16 protein-coding genes are annotated in these 16017 nt (G+C 65.3%); 6 read left to right on the top strand and 10 right to left on the bottom strand.

Annotated elements, in window-relative coordinates:
* Window positions 1-29 precede the first annotated feature (29 nt).
* Genes JQ627_RS16365 through JQ627_RS16355 form a run of 3 tightly spaced genes read left to right on the top strand, consistent with a single transcriptional unit; the run spans window position 30 to window position 3800 of the window.
* On the top strand, window positions 30-1244 hold the full coding sequence (locus JQ627_RS16365; RefSeq protein ID WP_212485196.1) for an ABC transporter substrate-binding protein: 1215 nt from the start codon (window positions 30-32) through the stop codon (window positions 1242-1244).
* 8 nt (window positions 1245-1252) lie between these two features.
* On the top strand, window positions 1253-2986 hold the full coding sequence (locus tag JQ627_RS16360; RefSeq protein ID WP_212485195.1) for an FAD-dependent oxidoreductase: 1734 nt from the start codon (window positions 1253-1255) through the stop codon (window positions 2984-2986).
* Between the two features lie 19 nt (window positions 2987-3005).
* Window positions 3006-3800 carry an IclR family transcriptional regulator gene (locus JQ627_RS16355; protein WP_212485194.1) on the top strand — a complete coding sequence of 265 codons (795 nt, stop codon included), beginning with the start codon at window positions 3006-3008 and terminating at the stop codon, window positions 3798-3800.
* 221 nt (window positions 3801-4021) lie between these two features.
* Here JQ627_RS16355 and JQ627_RS16350 read toward each other — a convergent pair whose 3' ends face one another.
* From JQ627_RS16350 to JQ627_RS16305, 10 genes are all read right to left on the bottom strand, one after another.
* The gene (locus JQ627_RS16350; protein WP_212485193.1) at window positions 4022-4801 is read right to left on the bottom strand and encodes an SDR family NAD(P)-dependent oxidoreductase; all 780 of its coding nucleotides are present in this window, start codon (window positions 4799-4801) and stop codon (window positions 4022-4024) included.
* Between the two features lie 57 nt (window positions 4802-4858).
* Window positions 4859-5449: a thiamine pyrophosphate-dependent enzyme gene (locus tag JQ627_RS16345; RefSeq protein ID WP_212485192.1), complete on the bottom strand. Its 591-nt coding sequence runs from the start codon at window positions 5447-5449 to the stop codon at window positions 4859-4861.
* Window positions 5449-5979 carry a thiamine pyrophosphate-binding protein gene (locus tag JQ627_RS16340; protein ID WP_212485191.1) on the bottom strand — a complete coding sequence of 177 codons (531 nt, stop codon included), beginning with the start codon at window positions 5977-5979 and terminating at the stop codon, window positions 5449-5451. The genes JQ627_RS16345 and JQ627_RS16340 overlap by 1 nt, the downstream gene beginning before the upstream one ends.
* 371 nt (window positions 5980-6350) lie before the next feature.
* The gene (locus JQ627_RS16335; protein ID WP_225005418.1) at window positions 6351-7043 is read right to left on the bottom strand and encodes a GntR family transcriptional regulator; all 693 of its coding nucleotides are present in this window, start codon (window positions 7041-7043) and stop codon (window positions 6351-6353) included.
* Between the two features lie 120 nt (window positions 7044-7163).
* The gene (locus JQ627_RS16330) at window positions 7164-7907 is read right to left on the bottom strand and encodes an aspartate/glutamate racemase family protein (protein WP_212485190.1); all 744 of its coding nucleotides are present in this window, start codon (window positions 7905-7907) and stop codon (window positions 7164-7166) included.
* Window positions 7908-7916: 9 nt separating this feature from the next.
* A complete protein-coding gene (locus JQ627_RS16325; protein WP_212485189.1) occupies window positions 7917-9182 on the bottom strand; it encodes an FAD-binding oxidoreductase in 1266 nt (421 codons plus the stop codon).
* 3 nt (window positions 9183-9185) lie between these two features.
* Window positions 9186-10847: a thiamine pyrophosphate-binding protein gene (locus tag JQ627_RS16320; protein ID WP_212485188.1), complete on the bottom strand. Its 1662-nt coding sequence runs from the start codon at window positions 10845-10847 to the stop codon at window positions 9186-9188.
* Window positions 10844-12070 carry a pyridoxal phosphate-dependent aminotransferase gene (locus tag JQ627_RS16315; protein WP_212485187.1) on the bottom strand — a complete coding sequence of 409 codons (1227 nt, stop codon included), beginning with the start codon at window positions 12068-12070 and terminating at the stop codon, window positions 10844-10846. The genes JQ627_RS16320 and JQ627_RS16315 overlap by 4 nt, the downstream gene beginning before the upstream one ends.
* A gap of 10 nt (window positions 12071-12080) precedes the next feature.
* Window positions 12081-12434 carry a RidA family protein gene (locus tag JQ627_RS16310; RefSeq protein WP_212485186.1) on the bottom strand — a complete coding sequence of 118 codons (354 nt, stop codon included), beginning with the start codon at window positions 12432-12434 and terminating at the stop codon, window positions 12081-12083.
* Between the two features lie 17 nt (window positions 12435-12451).
* A complete protein-coding gene (locus JQ627_RS16305; RefSeq protein ID WP_212485185.1) occupies window positions 12452-13369 on the bottom strand; it encodes an NAD(P)-dependent oxidoreductase in 918 nt (305 codons plus the stop codon).
* Window positions 13370-13606: 237 nt separating this feature from the next.
* Between JQ627_RS16305 and JQ627_RS16300 the strand changes: the two genes are divergently transcribed.
* The 3 genes from JQ627_RS16300 to JQ627_RS16290 are packed head-to-tail and all read left to right on the top strand — an operon-like array spanning window position 13607 to window position 15883.
* Window positions 13607-14443 (top strand): transporter substrate-binding domain-containing protein, encoded by an 837-nt coding sequence (locus JQ627_RS16300; RefSeq protein WP_212485184.1) that lies wholly within the window; start codon window positions 13607-13609, stop codon window positions 14441-14443.
* Window positions 14444-14453: 10 nt separating this feature from the next.
* Window positions 14454-15116: an amino acid ABC transporter permease gene (locus JQ627_RS16295; RefSeq protein ID WP_212485183.1), complete on the top strand. Its 663-nt coding sequence runs from the start codon at window positions 14454-14456 to the stop codon at window positions 15114-15116.
* Window positions 15113-15883: an amino acid ABC transporter ATP-binding protein gene (locus JQ627_RS16290; RefSeq protein ID WP_212485182.1), complete on the top strand. Its 771-nt coding sequence runs from the start codon at window positions 15113-15115 to the stop codon at window positions 15881-15883. The genes JQ627_RS16295 and JQ627_RS16290 overlap by 4 nt, the downstream gene beginning before the upstream one ends.
* The last annotated feature ends 134 nt before the right edge of the window (window positions 15884-16017 follow it).

The raw sequence follows: 16017 nt of genomic DNA, 5'->3' as shown, positions 1-16017 counted from the left end.
CCAAGCGGCCAATAAGAGAGGGAACGACGATGAGAGGGTTTTTGGCCTGCGCCATGCTCGCGGCCATGACTTCGGCTGCCATGACCACGGTTGCGAGCGCGCAGGTCTCCGACGACGCGGTGCGGATCGGCGTGCTGACGGACCTGTCGAGCTGGGGCCGCGACAACAGCGGGCCGGGCTCGGTCGAGGCCGCAAAAATGGCGGTGGAAGAATTCGGGCCGACCGTGCTCGGCAAGCCGATCGAGATCATCAGCGCCGACCACCAGATGAAGACCGACGTCGGCGTGCAGATCGTGCGCGGCTGGTTCGACAACGGCAAGGTCGACGCCGTCGTCGACATCCCCAATTCCGGCATCGCGATCGCAGTCCACAACATGGTGCGCGAGCGCAACAAGATCGCGCTGCTCTCCGGCCCCGGCGCGAGCTCGCTGACCGACGAGCTGTGCAGCCCGAACACCGTGCACTTCACCTACGACACCTACGCGCTGTCGAAGGTGACGGCCTCCGCCGTCATCAAGGAGGGCGGAAAATCCTGGTACTTCATCACCGCGGACTACGCCTTCGGCCAGCAGCTCGAGAAGGATGCGACGCGCTTCATCAACGAGATGGGCGGCAAGGTGCTCGGCGGCGTCAAGCATCCGACCAACACCGCCGACTTCTCCTCCTTCGCGCTCCAGGCGCAGAGCTCGAAATCCGACGTCGTCGCTTTCGCCAATGCCGGTCAGGACACGGATAACGCCATCAAGCAGTCCGGCGAGTTCGGCCTGGTCCAGGGTGGCCAGAAGCTCGTTGGCCTCTTGATGTTCGACACCGACGTGCACGCAATCGGTCTGAAGTCCGCGCAAGGCACCTACATGACGACGGCGTCGTACTGGAACATGGACGAGGCGACCCGCGCCTGGTCCAAGAAGTTCTACGAGCGCACGAAGGTGATGCCGACCATGATCCAGACCGGCGTCTACGGTTCGGTGCTGCATTATCTGAAGGGCATCAAGGCCGCCGGCACCGACGACCCCGCCAAGGTCATGGCCAAGATGCGCGAGCTGCCGATCGAGGATACCTTCGTGCATGGCGGCAAATTGCGTGAGGACGGCCGCGTCATCCGCGACATGTACCTGGCCAAGGTGAAATCGCCCGAGCAGTCCAAGGAGCCGTGGGACTATCTGGAGATCGTCAAGACCGTGAAGGGCGAGGACGCCTTCCGCCCGGTCTCCGAATCCAAATGTCCGCTGCTGAAGAAGTGAGGTGAGACATGACCGGCAACGAGCGCAACGCAATTGAGACTTACGAGTGCGATGTGCTCGTGGCCGGATCGGGTGCCTCCGGCATGTCTGCCGCGATCACCGCTAGATATCGCGGCCTCGACGTGCTGATCGTGGAGAAGGAGCCGCGCTTCGGCGGCACCACCGCCCGCTCTGGCGGCTGGCTGTGGATCCCCGGCACGTCGCTGGCGAAAGCCTACGGCATCGCGGAGACGCCGGAGCAGGCGCGCACGTACTTGCGGCACGAAGCCGGCAACAACTTTGACGCCGCGCGGATCGATGCGTTCCTCAGCGCCGGCCCCGAAGCGGTCGACTTCTTCACCAGCAAGACCGCATTACGCTTCGACATGCCGCTGGTATTTCCGGACTATCATGCCGAAGCGCCCGGCGGCACGCAGGGCGGCCGCTCCATGGTGACGCGCCCATTCGACGGCCGCGAGCTCGGCGACCAGATCAAGGCGCTGGGTATGCCCCTGCCCGAGCTCACGGTGTTTGGCATGATGCTTGGCTCCGGCAAGGAGATCATCCACTTCATGCGCGTGACGAAGTCGCTGACGTCGGCGGTCTATGTCGCAAAGCGCTTGTCGCGACATCTCATGGACGTGCTGCGCTATGGCCGCGGCATGACGCTCACCAACGGCAATGCGCTCGCCGGGCGCCTCGCGAAATCGGCGCAGGACCTGAAAATTCCGATGTGGCTGTCCTCGCCGGTGCGCGAGCTGACGGTCGAGAACGGCACTGTGACCGGCGCGATCGTCACCCGCGAGGGACGCGAGGTGCGCGTCCGCGCGCGGCAGGGCGTCGTGCTCGCCTGCGGCGGATTCCCGCACGATGTCGAACGGCGCAAGAAGATGTTTCCGCACGCGCCGACCGGCCATGAGCATTTTTCGCCCGGCCCCACCGGCAATACCGGTGACGGCCTGCGCCTCGCGGAGAGTGCCGGCGGGCATGTCGAGGATCGCCTGCCGAACGCGGCAGCCTGGGTGCCGGTGTCGCTGACCACGCGCAAGGACGGCTCGAAGGGCGTGATGCCGCACTTCATCGACCGCGCCAAGCCCGGCGTGATCGCGGTGATGCGCGACGGCAAGCGCTTTGCCAATGAGGGCAATTCCTATCACGACTTCGTCCAGGCCATGATCAAGGCGGCGAAGCCCGGCGAGGAGATCGCGGCGTATCTCGTTTGTGATCACCCGACGCTGCGCAAATACGGTCTCGGCTGCGTGCCGCCGTTCCCGATGCCGCTCGGTCATCACCTCGATACCGGCTATCTCATGCGCGGCGACACGCTGGACACGCTGGCGGCGAAGGCCGGCATCGACGCCAAGGCGTTCACCGAGACCGTCAAGCAGTTCAACGCGACCGCGCCGCTGGGACACGACGCCGCCTTCGGCAAGGGCTCGAAAGCCTATAACCGCTACCAGGGCGACGCCATGCACGGCCCGAATCCCTGCATCGCACCGATCGAGAATGGCCCGTTCTACGCCATCAAGATGGTGATCGGCGATCTCGGCACCTATGCCGGGATCGTCACCGACGAGAATGCGCGGGCGCTCGACGCCGAGGGACGGGTGATTCCCGGGCTCTATGCCGCCGGCAACGACATGGCGAGCATCATGGGCGGCAATTATCCCGGCGCCGGCATCACGCTTGGGCCGGCGCTGACCTTCGGCTACATTGCCGGCCGTCATCTCGCCGACAGCGCTGCGAAGCGCAACGCGGCGTAAGCCACGCGCCAGGAGACGCATGAAGAGAGAAAGCCGCGGCATCCAGTCGATCGAGGTCGGCGGAGAATTGCTTCGTGCGCTCGCGAGATCCGGCGAGCCGATGATGCTGCGCGATCTCGCGCGCGAGGCCGGCATGACGCCGGCCAAGGCGCATCCTTATCTCGCCAGCTTCTCCCGTATCGGGCTGATCGAACAGGACGAGACCACCGGCCGCTACGAGATCGGCGCGCTGGCGCTGGAGCTCGGCCTGATCAGCCTGCGCCGGCTCTCCGGCGTGCGCATCGCGCGTCCGAAGATCGCTGGCCTCGCGAGCCAGATCGGCCATGCCGTCTCGCTCGCGGTCTGGGGCACGCACGGACCAACCGTGGTGCAGCTCGAGGAGCCGGGCCAGCCCGTGCACATCGTGATGCGCGCCGGCTCGGTGATGGCGCTGTTGGAGACGGCCACAGGCCGTGCTTTCGCGGCCTTCCTGCCGGAGAAGACCATCAACGCCGCGCTCGAAAGCGGCCTCGACCGTCATGGCGTCGGCTACAATCCGAAGCGGGCCGTGAAAGGCGCGAAGGTCGCCGAGATGCTCGCCGAGGTCCGCAAGCACGGCCTCGCCCGCGCGCTCGGCGATCCTCTCCCCGGCGTCAATGCGTTCTCCGCGCCCGTATTCGATCATTCCGGCCATGTCGCGCTGGTGATCACCGCTATGGGGCCTGAAGGCACGTTCGATGCGCGCTGGGACAGCGCCATCGCCCATGCCTTGCGCGATTGCGCCGGCGGCATCTCGAAGCGGCTGGGTTACGGGATGACGATTGCGGCGGAGTGATAGTGTCGCAGCCCGACACAACAACCGCCGTCATGCCCCGCGACCCGGCTACGCCAAGGCTTCGCCGGGGATGCGGTCTAGGGGCGCCGAAGCTTTAGCGTAGGCGGCAAGCGGGGCATCCAGTACGCCGCGGCCTATCGGCTCTATCACATCCGTCTCGGCGTATTGGATCGCCCGGTCAAGCCTGGCGATGACAGCGAGTGTGGGGGCTACCTTCAGCCCTACTTCTCCTTCACCGGCACCGTGTAGTTCAGGATCAACCGGCCACCATCCGGATAGATCGTCTGCCCCGTGATATAGGACGCATCGTCGCTGGCGAGGAACGCCACGACCGACGCCACCTCGCTCGGCTCGCCGCCGCGGCCGGCTGGCGTGCGTGACATCACGGTTCTGCGCGCATCCTCGGAGGTGTAGATGGACGACGCCACCATATCGGTCAGGATCGTGCCCGGCCCGACCGCGACGACGCGGATGTTGTGCGGGGCGAGCGCGACGGCGGCGACCGATGTCAACTGCTTCATGCCGCCCTTGGACATCGCGTAGGTCGCAAGCGCCGGAATCGCCAGCAGCGCGTTGACCGAGGACATGTTGATGATGACCCCACCGCCGCCTTGCGCGATCATCTGCTTGGCTGCGGCCTGGACACCGAAGAACGCACCCTTCAGATTGATGCCGATGATCTCGTCGAATTCTTCTTCGGAGATCTCCAGGATGTCCCGGTTGCGGGCGACGCCGGCATTGTTGACCATGATGTCGAGCCGGCCGAATTCCTTCACGGCGGTCGCGACGAGCTGATCGACATCGGCGCGCCTCGCGACATTGCCGACGACGGTGCGCAAGGCGTCCGGCCGACCGAGCTCTGCGGCCGTTGCCGCCAGGCCGTCGGCATCGACATCCGAGATGACGACCTTGACGCCGTCATCGAGGAATCGCTTTGCACACGCCTTGCCGATGCCGCGCGCCGCGCCGGTGATGGCGGCGACCTTGCCGGATAGTTTCATGGCTCTCACTCCAGAATGGCTGCTTGCGGCAGGCCTGAGCCGGGTGAGGACCGAGGGCTAGGCCGCCGCGAAGCCGAGATGAGCACGGAACCGGTTCTTGATAAAGACGGCATCGCGCGAAGGCAGCGAACGCGGCGGATTTTCCGCCAAGACCTTGATGACAAAAAGCCGCGGGCCATCGGAGGGCGCGGCGATCTGCGCTGCGAGGCACTGCACCTCCTCGAGCGTCCGCACGGTCCCGGTCGCAGCGAAGCCGCAGGCGGCGGCAATTGCCGTAAGATCGACGCCGCGCCCGGTGTGGCTCGCCTGCATCCCCGTCTCGCCAAAATGCTGGTTGTCGATCACGACGATATCAAGATTGCGCGGACGCGCGACACCTATGGTGGCGATGCCGCCGAGACCCATCAACTGCTCGCCGTCGCCCGTCAAAGCGAGGACGCGCTTTTCCGGCTGGGCTTGCGCGAGCCCAAGACCGATCAGCGCGGCGCCGCCCATCGCGCCCCAGAGATAGAAATTGCCGTCGTGATCCCCCGCGGAATGCAGGTCGTAGGTGGGCGAGCCGAGACCGGAGACGACCAGCGTGTCCTTGCGGTCCTTCAGGAGCGCGGCGACAGCGGCGCGACGATCGAGTTGAGCTTGCATTGGCATCACCACTTCTTCTTGCCGATCAGGCGTTGCCCGATCAGAACCGCGATCTGCTGGTCGGACTCGTAGGCGAGCGATGCCGCCGATTCGACGGTCTCGACCAGATCTTCCGGCGTCTCCGCGCGCATCACTTTCAGGCCGATCGCTTCCAGCGACGGTTGCGTCGCCCGGCTCATCGGCACTTGCCACGGATTGAACTCTGCCCATTCGCCGCGCATCGTCACCAGCATCAGAAGCGGAAAGCGGCCGATCGCCGACAGTGACAGCATGTTGATGCAATTGCCGACACCGCTCGACTGCATCAGCAGCACGCTGCGCTGCCCGCCGAGCCAGGCGCCTGCGGCGATGGCGATGCCCTCCTCTTCCGTCGTCAGCACGTTGGTGGTGACATCGCGGTCGGCCGAGAACATGCGGATGAGCCGGCTGTGGCCGGCATCCGGCACGTACGACATCTGCCTGACGTCGGCGGCCTTGAGGATGCGATAGAGCTCGGACGGCCAGTCGGTTTCGGGATTGGGCTTGGGGCTATGCACCGCGTGTCTCCGTGAATTTCGAGCGGCACGCTAGCGACGTTCGGGCGCGAAAGCTCTGACCGTCTGGCACGATCAGGTATCGAGGAATTGTATAGCTACGGAATCGCGCGATACGCATGGCTGCGCCCTCTCCCCTTGTGGGAGAGGGCAGCACCGCGGGTCGACACAAAACTCACTGGGGTGAGGGGCCTGTCTCTACACGCTCATGTGCACTTGCATTCGCCAAAAGATACCCCTCATCCGGCGCCATAGCCGAAGCTTTGCTTCGGCGTTCTCAAGAGCGGCGGCCGAAGGCCGCCTATGCCACCTTCTCCCACATCCGCCTTCGCCAAGGCTCCGGCGGACATGAGGGGAGAAGGGAAGAAAGAATCCTAGTTCGCCGCGGACCTCGCCGCGGCCGGCATGTAGATCTGGGCGTAGCCTTCCTTGATCGCGGAGGTGATGCGGTCGAGGCGGCGGTCGATGTGCTTCTCCAGCACCGAGACGCAGGCCTCTTCGTCGCGCGCCTTCAGTCCTTCGACGACAGCGCGGTGCTCGGCCTGGGTGTTGGAGCGGTTGATGCGGTCCATGTCGATCCAGCGCACGAAGCGAATGCGGGCGTTGACGTTGCGGAGCACCCGCAGCATCTCGGCATTGTTCGACATTCCCATCAGCCGCTCGTGAAAGGTCTCGTCGAGCTCGACCAGTTCCACCGACGAACGCTCGCCGGGATCGGGGCCGGTGGCTTCGAGGAATTTCAGGAGCGCGTCGATGTCCTCGTCCCTGGCGCGCTTGATCGCGAGGCGGATCGAGGCGACCTCGATCGACTTGCGCAGCTCATAGAGATCGAAAATCTCGTGCGCGTCGAGCTCGCGGCAGAAGAACCCCTTGCCCGGCGTGAAGCGCAGAAAACCTTCGGTGTTGAGACGGTTGAGCGCTTCGCGCAGCGGCGTGCGGCTGACGCCGAGGCGCTTTGCCAGTTCGCCCTCGTTGAGCCGTTCGCCGGGCTTGAACTCATAGCTCACGGCCATCGCCTTGAGCTGTTCATAGACGCGATCGACGATACTATCGGAAGCCAGTTCCACGTTGCTCTTCATAAGCTGCATTCATGCCCGAACACAGCCCAATATACCGGGGCTGTATGGATGATTGCAATCCAAACAGCTGCTTAGCACATTTTGTGCAGAGCTTTGCGACAGCCGGAATCAGGCAAACACGCGCGGGCGCAGTCCAGCATGAAACCAGGTGATCATGGAATAGATGTCGTAGACCGGCAGTCCAACTTCAGCCTGCAGAGCTGCCGCATAAGGAGGCATGTTGGTGCATTCGAGCACGATGGCGCCGACATCCGGATTTTTCGCGACCAGCTCCTTGCCCGCCTCGACCACGTCACGCTCGGCCTGGGCCACGTCCATGTCGTCCTTCTCGGCCTTGATCAGGACGCGGAAAAATTCCTTGCCGTGCTCGGTGCCGACCAGCGGCGTATCGAGCGGCACGCCGGCGCCTTCGAGATGAGCCGGTGTCAAGGTCGAACCCGATACCGTGACGAGGCCGACGCGCTTGCCTGGGGGCAAGGTCGCCTGCACCCACGGCACCTGCATCAGCGACGAGGTCGCGACGGGAACGCCGACGGCGGCTGCGATCTCCTTCTGAAACAGCGAGAGGAAGCCGCAATTGGTGGTGATGGCTTCCGCGCCCAACCGGACCAGGTCCTTCGCCGCATCGATGAAGTCAGGCAGCAGGCCGGCGGCGCCCTTGAGCACCACCTTCTCCGGCGAAGCGCCGCTCACCACGCGATAGAGCACGGGGAACGGCCAGGTCGTGCCATTGCCCATGTCGCCGGGAATGCGGGGAAAGCGCGCTTCCAGCATCAGGATGCCGAGCGGCGCGCCATAGATGGCCTTGCCGCCGCGGGCGATGCGAGAGGACGAGTTGGCTGGATAGGTCATGGTGCGATCTCAGAGGAAGCGAGTGGGCGCGAACGGCGCGAGCGGAATCTCCGGCTGCTTGCCGCTCAGGAGCTGCGCGACGAGACGGCCGGTGCGGGCCGATCCGACCAGGCCGACATGGCCATGGCCGAAGGCGTAGACGATGTCGCGCGAGGCGCGCGCATGGCCGATGCAGGGCAGGCCATCGGGCATGCTCGGCCGATGACCGAACCAGGTCTTGATGCGCGAGGGCGGAATGTCCTTCGGCAGTTTCGGGAACATGCTGAAGAGGTTGTTGCGCAGGATCTCGGCGCGCTTCCAGTTCGGCGCGGCCTTAAGGCCGGCGATCTCGACCGTGCCGGCGGCGCGCAGGCCCTTATCGGTCCAGTTCACCACCATGCTGACATCGGACGCCATCATCGAGCTGCGCGGACCCGATTCCGGGTTCTCGATCATGACGTGATAGCCGCGCTCGGTCTCGAGCGGCAAGGGATCGCCGACCGATGCGGTGAGCTGCTTTGACCGCGCGCCGGCGGAGACCACCGCGGCATCGCAAGCAATCTCACCGGTTTCGGTGAGAACGGCAACGAGCTTGTTGCCTGAAAGCTTCAGACCGGTCGCCCTGGCATGAACGAGCTTGGCACCGCTCGCGAGCGCATGCTGGGCCAGCGCCGCAACGTAAGCGCCGGGATCGCGGCAGCGGCCGGCTTCCTCCACCACCACGCCAAACGTGTAGCGCGGATGCAGATCCGGCTCGCGCTGACGCATCTCGTCGGCGTTGAGCTCCAGCCATTCGACGCCGACCTTCTTGCGCAGGCGCCAGCCGAGATTGCTGTCGAAATTGCCGCGCGACGGGAATACGTGCATCACGCCATTGCGCTCGACCAACTCAGGTACGCCCGCTTCTTCCGCGAGCTTCTTGTGCAGCAGCGGCGCGTCCTTCAGCAGATCGCGCAGCGCAAACGCCGTCTTCTCGACCCGTGCCTCGGTCCAGCCCGAGAGCAAATACTTGATCAGCCAGGGCAGCGCCTTCGGCAAGTAGGACCAGCGGATCGCGAGCGGACCGAGCGGGTCCATCAGATAACCCGGCACCTTCTTCCAGAGGCCCGGCTCGGCCGGCGGAATCACCGAATGCGAGGAGAGCCAGCCTGCATTGCCATAGCTCGCCGCCTGTTCGCCACCGGGCTCGCCCGCGTCGATCAGCGTGACGCGATGACCCTCGCGTAGCGCCTCGATGGCGCTGATCACGCCGATCGCGCCGGCTCCGATGATGGCGACGTGGCGGCCTTCGGGCATCGGTTAGGCCTTCACTGCCGGCGTAAAATCCTTGCCGACCGAGATTGCGCGCGGATCGATGATGCAGTGGAGGATCGACGGCTTGCCCGAGGCCAGTGCGCGCTCAAAGGCCGGCGCGAACTCTTCGGTGCGCTCGACGCGCTCGCCATGGCCGCCGAACGCCTTCGCATACATCGCGAAGTCGGGGTTCTTGAGCTGGGTTCCGACGATGCGGCCGGGGTAATCGCGCTCCTGGTGCATACGGATGGTGCCGTATTGCGAATTGTCGACGACGATGACCACCAGCGGCGCATCGTACTGCACGGCAGTTGCGAATTCCTGGCCGTTCATCAGGAAGCAGCCGTCACCGGCAAAGGCGACGACGACGCGATCCGGATATTGCCGTTTTGCGAGCACCGCCGCCGGCACGCCATAGCCCATCGAGCCCGAAGTCGGCGCAAGCTGGGCGGCGAAGCTGTGGAAGCGGTGATGACGATGGATCCAGCCGGCATAGTTGCCGGCGCCGTTGCAGACGATCGCATCCTTCGGCAGGCGATCGCGCAGCCAGGTCATGACCTGACCGTACTGGAATGTGCCCGGCAGCTCGCGCGCCTTGTCGGTCCAGGCGAGGTAATCGGCATGCGCCTTGGCGGCCTCACCCTTCCAGGCAACGGCTCCGGAAGGTTTCAGCGTCTCCACGGCGGCAGCGAACGCGGCCGGCGTCGCCTGGATCGCGAGCTCGGGCTGGTAGACGCGTCCGAGCTCTTCCGAGCCCGGATGCACATGGATCAGCTTCTGCTTCGGCGTCGGAATGTCGAGCAGCGTGTAGGACGAGGACGGCATTTCCGACATGCGGCCGCCGATGAGGAGGATGACGTCGGCGTTATCGATGCGCGCCTTCAGGCCCGGACTCGGCCCGATGCCGAGATCGCCGGCATAATGCGAATGATCGGCGTCGATCAGCGATGCGCGGCGGAACGAGGTCGCGACCGGCAGGTCGAACCGTTCGGCGAAGCGCGCGATGCTCTTGGTGGCCTCATCCGTCCAGCGCGAGCCGCCGAGGATGACCAGCGGCGCCTTGGCGCCCGCGAGCATGGCGCCGACGCGCTCGATGTCTGATGGTGCCGGCCAGCTCACGGCCGGTTCGATGCGCATGGCGTCGGCGACGGCGGCGGTTTCGGTCAGCATGTTCTCCGGCAGCGAGATCACCACCGGACCGGGGCGGCCCTGCATCGCGACGCGGAAGGCGCGCGCGACCAGCTCCGGAATGCGGTCGGGACGATCGATCTCGACCGCCCATTTCGCCATGGTGCCGAACACCGCCTTGTAGTCGAGCTCCTGGAACGCCTCGCGCTCGCGCATGCCGGTGTCGACCTGTCCGACGAACAGGATCATCGGTGTGGAATCCTGCATCGCGATGTGGACCCCATGGCTGGCGTTGGTGGCGCCGGGGCCGCGGGTGACGAAGCAGATGCCGGGACGGCCGGTGAGCTTGCCATAGGCTTCCGCCATCATCGCAGCACCGCCTTCGGCGCGGCAGATCACGACGTCGATCGGGCTGTCATGCAGCGCATCGAGCGCCGCGAGGTAGCTCTCGCCCGGCACGCAGGTGACGCGCTCGACGCCTTGGGCGACGAGCTGATCGATCAGGATCTGGCCCCCGGTGCGGGTGTTGCGAATGGTCATGACAGCTCCCTGCAGGCTTTGGCGATGCGCATCACGGCCTCGCGCAAGTTTTGTTCCGAGGTGGCGTAGGACAGGCGGAAATAAGGTGCAAGGCCGAAACAGCTGCCCGGCACCACGGCTACGTCATGCCTCTCCAGCAGGAAGCGGCAGAACGCGGCATCGCTGTCGATCGTAGCGCCATCAGGCGTGCGGCGGCCGATCAGTCCGGCGCAGCTCGCATAGGTGTAGAACGCGCCTTCCGGCCGGCGGCAGGTGATGCCCTCGATCGCATTGAGCGCATCGACCACGATGTCACGGCGGCGCTGGAAGGCGGCGCGACGCTCGACCAGGATGTCTTGCGGCCCGCTCAGGGCGGCGATCGCCGCGGCCTGGCTCACCGAGGACGGATTGGTCGTGCTCTGGCTCTGCACCACCGCCATTGCTGCGATCAGCTCGCGCGGACCACCGCCATAGCCGACGCGCCAGCCGGTCATGGCGTAGGCCTTGGAGACGCCGTTGACGGTGAGCGTGCGCGATTTCAGGCTCGGCTCGAGCGCCGCGGCTGTGACGAACGGCATGCCGTCATAGATCAGGTGCTCGTAGATGTCGTCGGCGATCAGCCAGACATGCGGATGGCGCTTGAGCACGTCCAGGATCGGGCGGAGCTGCGCTGCCGAATAGGCAGCGCCGGTCGGGTTGGACGGCGAGTTCAGCAGCAGCCAGCGCGTCTTCGGCGTGATCGCGCGTTCGAGATCGGCCGCATCCAGACGAAAGCCGTTGTCCTCGCGGCAGAGCACATCGACCGGCGTGCCGTCGGCGATGCGCACCATGTCGGCATAGCTGGTCCAGTAGGGCGCGGCGAGGATGACCTCGTCGCCCGGACTTAAGCTCGCCATGAAGGCGTTGTGGATCACCTGCTTGGCGCCGGCGCCGGCGGTGATCTCGTCGGCGGCATAGACGAGATCGTTCTCGCGGCGGAATTTCTCGGCAATAGCTGCCTTGAGCTCGGGCGTGCCGTCCAAAATGGTGTATTTGGTCTGGCCGGCGCGGATGGCGCGCTCGGCCGCGTCCTTGGCATGGTCGGGCGTGTCGAAATCGGGCTCGCCGGCGCCCAGCACGATCACCGGCCTCCCCTCGCGCTTCAGCCGCTGCGCGACCGCGCCGATCTTCAATATCTCGGAGACGCCGATCGCGCCGATGCGTTGCGCGGGGCGGAAGGTCGATGCGGGAGCCTGGACAGTCACGGCCGAGCCCTTACTTGCGTGCGGCGATCGCGATCACTTCGATACGGAAGGCGGGATCGGCGAGCTCGACCTTGCCGCAGGCGCGGGTCGGCGTGTTGCCGGGCACGACCCAGGCATCATAGACCGCGTTCATGGCGTCGAAATCGTCCATCGTCCTGAGCCAGACTTGCACGCTGAGCAGCCGCGACTTGTCCGTGCCGGCGCGCGCCAGCATGTCGTCGACCTTCGCCAGCGCCTCGCGGGTCTGCTGGGTGATGTCGGCGGTCTTGGTGTCCGCGACTTGTCCTGCGAGGAAAACGAGATCGCCGAACACGGAAGCGCGGCTGCGGCGGGCGTTCTGGTCGATGCGGGTGATGTCAGACATGGGGATGCCCCTGTTCCTTACTTGCCGGTGGCGATGATGCGGCGGCAGTGATCGAGCGCCGCGCCGATGAGGTTGTCGCTGGCCTCCGGCGTGCGGAACGCCGAATGCGCCGACAGCGTCACGTTCGGCAGCTTTGTCAGGGGATGGCCCGCCGGCAGCGGCTCGACGGTGAAGACGTCGAGGCCGGCATGCGCGATGTGGCCGGAGCGGAGCGCGTCAAGCATTGCATCCTCGTCGACGACGGCGCCGCGAGCGGTGTTGATCAAGATGCTGCCCTTGCGCATCTGCGCGATACGCTCACGCGACAGAAAACCCTTGGTTTCGTCGTTGAGCAGGAGGTGCAGCGAGATGACGTGGCTCTCGGCCAGCAGCTTCTCCAGCGAAACGAACTCGACGCCCGGATGCGTCTTCGGCGTCCTGTTCCAGGCGATCACCTTCATGCCGCAACCTGCCGCCATGCGCGCGGCTTCCGCAGCGATGCCGCCGAAGCCGATCAGGCCGAGCGTCTTGCCGGTGAGCTGCACCGCGTCACGGCGCAGCCAGTTGCCCTCGCGCATGCCGCGATCCATCTCGCCGAAGCTCTTTGCGGAGGCCCACATCAGCGCGATCGCGCATTCGGCGACCGCCGTGTCGCCATAACCCTTGATAGTGTGGACGGAGATGCCGCGCTCGGCGAGTTCTTCCGGATTCATGTAGCTGCGCGCGCCGGTGCCGAGGAAGACGACGTGCTTCAGCTTCGTGCACTTGGCCGCGATCGCGGTCGGCAGCGCGGTGTGGTCGACGATCATGATCTCGGCATCGCCGAGCAGGCCGGGCAGCTCGTCGGGCTTGATCGAGGGATTGCGATTGATGCTGACAGGCAGCTCCTGCGAGCGCAGCAGCTTGTCGGTCACCGCCGCCAGGGTCTCGTTCGCATCGACGAATAGGGCGCGCACAGGCCTCTCCTTCAGCTCACTTCCACATTGCGTTCAGTCTTGTATTCAGACTTGAATGCGATTTGCAATCCCTTGCGATCAGGAATTTTGCGCAATCCTGCCAAGATATTGGGCTCATTTCTGCCTTGCCGCCCAAATGGTCAGCAATTCGAAATACCGTATTGCATTTTATCCTGAATACAGAAATAGTCCAGCGGCCGGAGACGATCCGACCCAAATTCCAGGGAGACAGAGACCATGAATCGCAGGGACGCTCTCACCACTGTCGCGCTGGCAGGCGCAGCGATTGCCGCCGCGAGCAGTTCGGCCAAGGCCGACGCACCGACCTCGACGCTCGACCGCATCAAGAAGAATGGCGTGCTCCGGGTCGCGGTCATCGTCGGCCAGGAGCCCTACTTCCATAAGGATCTCGCCACCGGCGCGTGGTCGGGTGCCTGCATCGAGATGGCCAACGACATTGCCGCCAAGCTCGGCGCCAAGGTCGAGACGCTGGAATCGACCTGGGGCAACCAGATCCTAGATCTCCAGGCCGACAAGGTCGACCTCGCCTTCGCCGTGAACCCGACGCCGGAGCGCGCGCTCGTCATCGACTTCTCGACGCCGATCCTGGTGCACTCCTTCACCGTCATCACCAAGAAGGGCTTTGCCAAGCCGCAGACCTGGGCCGAGCTCAACAAGCCCGAGGTCAAGATCGCCGTCGACATCGGCTCGACACATGAAACCATCGCGCGCCGCTACTGTCCGAAGGCGACCATCCTCGGCTTCAAGAACCGCGACGAGGCGATCCTGGCGGTTGCGACCGGCCGGGCCGACTGCAACGTTTCGCTCGCCGTGCTCTCGGTCTCGACGCTGAAGAAGAATCCGAACCTCGGCGATCTCGCGATCCCGCGGCCGCTGCTGACGCTGCCGACCAACATGGGCATCCGCGCCGAGAGCGACCGCCGCTACAAGGACTTCCTCAGCGCCTGGGCCGACTACAACCGCGCGATGGGCCAGACCCGCGAATGGATGCTCAAGGGTTTCGAAGCGGTCGGCCTCACCGCCGACGATCTCCCGCCCGAAGTGCAGTTCTGACGGTCGATCGATGTACGTCTGGGACTTCGCGGCGCTCAAGCCGTATTGGGGCCTGATCTGGCAAGGGCTCCTGGTCACGCTGTTCTACACGGTGACCACGGTGGTCGCGGGTCTCGCCATCGGACTGTTCGTCGGCATCTTGCGCACGACGGCACCGCGCTGGGTCACCGTGCCGCTGCGCCTCTATATCGAGGTGTTCCGCTGCACGCCGCTGCTGGTGCAGCTGATCTGGGTCTACTATGCCCTGCCCGTCCTGATCGGCGTCGACATGTCGCCGGCGATGGCCTGCTTCATCGCGCTGTCGCTCTATGCCGGCTCGTTCTATGCGGAAATCTTCCGCGGCGGCATCGAGGCAGTCGACACCGGCCAGTGGGAGGCGGGGCGCGCGATCGGCATGCGGCGCGGCAAGATCTTTCGCCGCATCGTGCTGCCGCAGGCGACCCAGGTGATGATCCCCTCCTTCATCAACCAGACCATCATGCAGCTGAAGAACACCTCGCTGGTGTCGGTGGTCGCGGTCGGCGACCTGCTTTACCAGGGCACGGTGATCACGGCATCGAGCTACAAGCCGCTCGAGGTCTACACCACGATCGCCATACTCTATTTCGTCGTGCTGTTCCCGCTGACGCTGGTCGCGGACCGGGTCGAGCTCAAGATGGGAGCGCATCGATGAGTGCGAACGGCGCGACGCTGGTTGCCAGCAACATCCACAAGGCGTTCGGCGATCATGAGGTGCTCAAGGGCGTCTCGCTGTCGGTCGCACGCGGCGAGGTCGTCACCCTGATCGGCGCCTCCGGCTCCGGCAAGTCCACCTTCCTGCGCTGCCTGAACCTGCTGGAAATGCCGCAACAGGGCGAGCTTGCGATCGGCGCGCACAAATTCGCATTCGGCAAAGGCGTGCGCCCCGCAGGCGATGCCCAGCTTGCGCTGCTTCGGCGCAGCGTCGGCATGGTGTTCCAGCATTTCAATCTGTTCCCGCACATGTCGGTGCTCGCCAACGTCACCGAAGGCCCGGTGCAGGTGAAGGGCGTGGAGCAAGGCGAGGCCGACGAACTCGGTCGCGATCTGCTCGCCAAGGTCGGTCTCGCCGACAAGGCCGACGCCTTCCCGAGCCGCCTGTCCGGCGGCCAGAAGCAGCGCGTCGCGATCGCGCGCGCGCTCGCGATGAAGCCCGACGTGATGCTGTTCGACGAGCCGACCTCGGCGCTCGACCCCGAGCTCGTCGGCGAAGTGCTCTCCGTCATCCGCAGCCTTGCGAGCGAAGGCATGACCATGGTGCTGGTCACCCACGAGATGGCGTTCGCCGCCGACGTCTCGACGCGGGTCGGCTTCATGAATGACGGCATCATGGCCGAGATCGGCACGCCCGAGGAGACCATCCGCCAGCCGCGCAGCGAGCGGCTGAAGGCGTTCTTGAGCCGGTTCCACGAGACCCATTAGGGGGCGTGCCGCAGAGCTGCCGCAGATCCCGGCAGCGCCGGATCAGGCCAGTTGCCGATATCTGTCGAGATTGATCTATCTCAAGACCACATCCGAAAGGCGAGCCGAGCTTACCTTCGCAAGACAGCGATACG

It is taken from the genome of Bradyrhizobium liaoningense, assembly GCF_018130785.1.
Classification (GTDB): Bacteria; Pseudomonadota; Alphaproteobacteria; order Rhizobiales; family Xanthobacteraceae; genus Bradyrhizobium; species Bradyrhizobium liaoningense_A.
This window is presented reverse-complemented; position numbering and strand designations above follow the sequence as displayed.

Excerpts from the sequence above, each read along its gene's own strand:
- JQ627_RS16310 (WP_212485186.1), bottom strand. The coding sequence starts at position 12,434 with ATGTCTGACATCACCCGCATCGACCAGAACGCCCGCCGCAGCCGCGCT.
- JQ627_RS16320 (WP_212485188.1), bottom strand. The coding sequence starts at position 10,847 with ATGACCATTCGCAACACCCGCACCGGGGGCCAGATCCTGATCGATCAG.
- JQ627_RS16325 (WP_212485189.1), bottom strand. The coding sequence starts at position 9,182 with ATGCCCGAAGGCCGCCACGTCGCCATCATCGGAGCCGGCGCGATCGGC.
- JQ627_RS16330 (WP_212485190.1), bottom strand. The coding sequence starts at position 7,907 with ATGACCTATCCAGCCAACTCGTCCTCTCGCATCGCCCGCGGCGGCAAG.
- JQ627_RS16290 (WP_212485182.1), top strand. The coding sequence starts at position 15,113 with ATGAGTGCGAACGGCGCGACGCTGGTTGCCAGCAACATCCACAAGGCG.
- JQ627_RS16300 (WP_212485184.1), top strand. The coding sequence starts at position 13,607 with ATGAATCGCAGGGACGCTCTCACCACTGTCGCGCTGGCAGGCGCAGCG.
- JQ627_RS16345 (WP_212485192.1), bottom strand. The coding sequence starts at position 5,449 with ATGCCAATGCAAGCTCAACTCGATCGTCGCGCCGCTGTCGCCGCGCTC.
- JQ627_RS16365 (WP_212485196.1), top strand. The coding sequence starts at position 30 with ATGAGAGGGTTTTTGGCCTGCGCCATGCTCGCGGCCATGACTTCGGCT.
- JQ627_RS16355 (WP_212485194.1), top strand. The coding sequence starts at position 3,006 with ATGAAGAGAGAAAGCCGCGGCATCCAGTCGATCGAGGTCGGCGGAGAA.
- JQ627_RS16350 (WP_212485193.1), bottom strand. The coding sequence starts at position 4,801 with ATGAAACTATCCGGCAAGGTCGCCGCCATCACCGGCGCGGCGCGCGGC.
- JQ627_RS16360 (WP_212485195.1), top strand. The coding sequence starts at position 1,253 with ATGACCGGCAACGAGCGCAACGCAATTGAGACTTACGAGTGCGATGTG.
- JQ627_RS16295 (WP_212485183.1), top strand. The coding sequence starts at position 14,454 with ATGTACGTCTGGGACTTCGCGGCGCTCAAGCCGTATTGGGGCCTGATC.